The organism is Xylophilus ampelinus, from assembly GCF_003217575.1.
Taxonomy (GTDB): Bacteria; Pseudomonadota; Gammaproteobacteria; order Burkholderiales; family Burkholderiaceae_C; genus Xylophilus; species Xylophilus ampelinus.
On the sequence record NZ_QJTC01000046.1, the window covers coordinates 1 to 4,189 of the forward strand.

Annotated in this window: 6 protein-coding genes; all 6 read left to right on the forward strand. The window is 54.0% G+C overall.

Annotation, left to right across the window (positions count from 1 at the left end; translation table 11 throughout):
- Positions 1 to 137 precede the first annotated feature (137 nt).
- On the forward strand, positions 138 to 473 hold the full coding sequence (locus DFQ15_RS17245) for a hypothetical protein (protein WP_146228784.1): 336 nt from the start codon (positions 138 to 140) through the stop codon (positions 471 to 473).
- A gap of 17 nt (positions 474 to 490) precedes the next feature.
- Entirely contained in the window at positions 491 to 877 is a 387-nt protein-coding gene (locus tag DFQ15_RS17250; RefSeq protein WP_146228785.1) for a hypothetical protein, read from the forward strand.
- Between the two features lie 71 nt (positions 878 to 948).
- On the forward strand, positions 949 to 1,665 hold the full coding sequence (locus DFQ15_RS16645) for a hypothetical protein (RefSeq protein WP_146228786.1): 717 nt from the start codon (positions 949 to 951) through the stop codon (positions 1,663 to 1,665).
- A 137-nt stretch (positions 1,666 to 1,802) separates the two neighbouring features.
- Positions 1,803 to 3,017 carry a hypothetical protein gene (locus tag DFQ15_RS17605; RefSeq protein WP_199399904.1) on the forward strand — a complete coding sequence of 405 codons (1,215 nt, stop codon included), beginning with the start codon at positions 1,803 to 1,805 and terminating at the stop codon, positions 3,015 to 3,017.
- Between the two features lie 30 nt (positions 3,018 to 3,047).
- On the forward strand, positions 3,048 to 3,638 hold the full coding sequence (locus DFQ15_RS17255; RefSeq protein ID WP_146228787.1) for a hypothetical protein: 591 nt from the start codon (positions 3,048 to 3,050) through the stop codon (positions 3,636 to 3,638).
- A 126-nt stretch (positions 3,639 to 3,764) separates the two neighbouring features.
- Positions 3,765 to 4,189: hemagglutinin repeat-containing protein (locus DFQ15_RS16655; protein ID WP_199399905.1), on the forward strand; the 425-nt coding region annotated here is incomplete at its 3' end.

Consider the following 4,189-nt stretch of genomic DNA (forward strand, 5'->3'; position numbering starts at 1 on the left):
GGCTGGACTGCATGACCCTCTGGGCGATGGCGGCAGGCTTAAATCGCATGGGACAGCCGCGCTCTGTGTGACGAACGATTTGTTCAGGACGGACTACTCAAGCGGCTGATATTGTTGCCTTCAAAGGCGGAACCTTTGTGGGACAGCCAACTTCCAACACCCCCGGTATTGATGGCTGGCTAAATGGCGTACCTGTTAGCCTGAAGGAGGTGACAGGCAATGGCATGACGGCGGTTCAACGAAATGTCATTGGTGGCACTAATCAAATGAGTAAGGCCGGCCAAGTTGGGGATATATATGTTGATGCAACCAAAGCCGGTGTCTCGACTCAAGACGTGACTAATTGGGTAAAACCAGTATCGCCGATTGCAAATGTATTGAACGAGGGTGCTGTTAATAACATCAATATAAAAACCACAAATGGCTGGGTAACGTTGACTCGCTCAACACTGAAAACTTCGGGGACGCCATGAGAAGTTCTTATGTTTCAATGGCGCTCAATCCCACACTTGATGAGTTGTTGGGCGCCATAAAAGATGGCTTTCACCATTTCAAACAAAAGACGCCAACGGTGAAGGTGAAATTAGTTGGGCCTATTCATCGAGAGCCATACGTGAAAGGTGAAGCTGAAAGTGAGTGGTGCTGGGTATCGGTTGATGAAAATCCTGTTGATAAACGGATGCCGGCCGCGAAGAAATACATGGGTTCAGTAAGTACTCGAGGAGATGATGTGTTTGCAGCGCTGGTGGCTTACTCTCTTTGCAAAAGATTTGGTGAGTCAATTTATGACGACGCAGGCTACGTTAACTCTGGACAAGAGTTCACCCTTGCCGAGTTTGAAGAGGCATTGCAAGCCAAACTAGACAGGCGTATCTAGCCGTTTCAACTCATGTTTGACCCTCACGAAAATACTGCCTATTCCCAATCACCACACCACACCACACGACCGTGCATCTCCTCAAAATTTCGTCTGCCCCACTCGCTGCACTGGCCCTGACTGCGCTCCTTGCCGGCTATGCGCAGACGCCTAAAACGGACACAACACTCGCGGTCTATGCGGCTGGCACGCCTTCCCCAGTGTCGAAGGACTGGGTGACATTCGCCATCGATGGGAGCACCCCAAGCAGGCAGCGATACCCCGATAACGTGCTGCGTGTCGTCGACAAGTCAGACCGCATGGGCGACGTCGGTTTGATGGTGATTGGTGCGCTGGCAGGTAGTTTTCGGACGCCGGTCTCCAAGGAGGATTACCGCGGGACCAAGGTCCAGACGGTCGCGCATCCGACGTCGATAAACAAGATGAGCGAGATGGTGCCGGCACTGACTGCATGGCGCGAAGCCCATGGCAAACAGAATGTTGTCTACAAGCACCCTGTTTACGTTCGCCTGAACCGATTCGCTCTGGTTTTCCGGGATTTTTCGCAAGACAAGCCGGCCTACGATCTTTATATCCAAACCGCCGTCTTTCACAGGTCGAATAGCGATGGCTACTTCATTTGGGATGCAAACCCCGTGCTTTGCTCCACCGAGATCACGAAAAGCGACCTGACGCTCGACCAGTGGGCGGCCGACGACTATGCTTTGGTGCGCGCCCGTGGACAGGAGCACATTCAGTCTTGCGTGCAGACGGTAAGTGCGTCTTTCGCCACTTTGTTTGCAGATTGAGGGAGCAGCGTTCCGCTTCGTTGGATGCGATTAAGAAGATGCCGCACCGTGCCGTCGAATTCCGTTAGATAAGCATCCCAGGAGCGCGTCTGAACCGTTCCCTTCGCTTCCGGCTCGGACTAATTTTCCTGGCTTTGTTGTCCTGCTTGGCCGGAACTGCAGGCGTCCCTGACCGGTATTCCTCATTCAAATCGGCTTCCATCGAAGACATCCGGAACCGCGACGACTACAAGGCCAGCGGCGCGAGCCTCTCGGGCGGCTACGGCAAGAGCGAGGGCAGCGGCGGTAATCCCGGCAACCTGCAGAACTTCGCAGGCGGAACCAACGGAGGTGCCGCGGGCTACGGCAGCGCCAAGGGCAGCCAGAGCAGCACCACGGCGAGCGCCATCAGCGGCATCGCCGGCGACACCCAGGCCCGCACCGGCGACAAACGCAGCGGTGCGCTCGCCAAGGCCTGGGATGGCCAGCAGCTCGAACGCGAAGTCCAGGCCCAGACCCAGATCACCGCCACCTTCTGGCAGCAGGCCAACAAAGCCGCCGGGGACTTTGCCGATAAACGTGCTGAAGAACTGCGCAACGGCGACCACCCGGAAGACGCGATCCAGTGGCAAGACGGCGGCACCGCCCGCAACCTGCTGCACACCATCATCGGCGGCTTGACCGGCGGGGCCTCTGGCGCATTGGGCGCGAGCGCGACCTCCTTCTCTGCCCCCTACATCGCCGCCACCATCAACGCGACCGACCTGCCCGAGGCGGCACGTGGCGGGCTCATCGCAGCCATCAGCACCGGCCTTGGAGCCAGTGTCGGGGGTGGCTTGCCCGGCGCGGCATCGGCATTCAACCAGGTGATCAATAACTGCCTGGCGCATGAGTGCCTTTCTATCCAGTGGGATAAAAATGCGCCGGGGTACCATGCCTACAAGGCAACTCCAAGCCCTTCTTTGTGCAATGTGGCGGAGGCGGGGTGTATGGATGCGGTGAAGAAACAGCTGGCGTGTAATTCGGCGCCTGGGCAGCCAAAGTGCTCCACTGCTGGTAGTACAACTGAAGCAATGCCACTCAGTTTAAATAATTGGATAACCCAGTATCTGTCTCCGAATGGAGAAGTGGTAATTAACGGAACTGAAAAAGATAGGCATATGCTAGATGACGGATATGTCATGCGCTGGATCAGCAAGGATCCCGATGGCTCGGTCCGGATCAATACCTATGGTGAGGGCGTGAACAAAGACTGGAAAGGCGTGCCGGGAGGTGTGATGGCGTCCGTCAACTCAATTATGGGGCCGGCTATATTTAACAAGCTGGGCATCGATAACCAAGTTGGCGTTAGAAATGAACTTAATAAAAGATAAGATAATTCCCAGTCTCAAATAATTAAGTCATTGCAATCAATCGATATGCGGCGCTTTTTTAAAATATTGCTCATTGCAATTCCGATTGCAATGTTGCTACTGTTTGCTATGGTTGTGCATGTAGGGTTAAATATGTGGACTGTCAAGGGCTTAGTCACCTGTCTATCTCGGAAAATAGATTTCGATCCTGATGCATACGAAAAAACAAAAAATGCTTTAGGCAAAAATCTTTTGACTAGCGGATTTGAAGACTTGACCGACGGAGAAAAAGAGAATTGGGAGAAAAGCGGTTGGAATAAGAGAATATCGTTCTTTTTTCATGCTGGCCCAGCTGAGTCAATGACAGATAGGATGGAGGGGAAGTGGGAAGTTACGAATTATCTTTGTAATTCGTATGATGACGACGAAGAGTGGTTGAAGATCGCAGAGGAAACTGAAAAAATCATTTCTGAAAAAATGAAAATAAAATCGTCAAAAATCAGACTAAACCCTGAAGTCTATGGAGATTGCAAGTCTGAAGAATTTCCTAACGATAAGGTCGCTTGCTATATGCAAATTGGCAACCCCATCGATGTAAAGAAAATCAAAGAAGATTTGAAAAGTAGGCGAATCGACAAATAGCTTGCGCTTGAACGGCATCGGCATTGCCGGATGCTTTCGTTGCCACAGAACAAACCCCTCGGAGCCCACCTGAGCCGCTTCCTTCGCGCCCTGCTCGGACTTATGTTCCCGGCCCTCTGCGCCTGCTTGACCAGCACCGCAGGCGTCCCGGACCGATATTTCCTATCCGAATCGGCCTCCAGCCGCCATTCTTCAACGATCCATAGCTATCAATTTGATAGTTATGGGCTGCAAGGCCACTCGACGTCCGTCGCCAACGTCTACGGCTGCATCACCGACTGCGACATCGCCAACAGCGGCACGACCGCCAGCAGCAATAGCGGCCTGATGTCGAGCGACATGGGCGTCACCCTTGACAGCCAGTCGCAGACGAGCAGCCAGCAAGGCACCGCCACTACCGCCGTCGCCAGCACGATAGGCAGCATCGACAGCGGCGGCAACACCACCCTGCGCGGCGCAACCGTCGCCGCCAACACGGTGACGGCCGACATCGGCGGCGACCTCACCGTCGAAAGCCTGCAGGACACCGCCCGCTACGACAGCAAACAGAG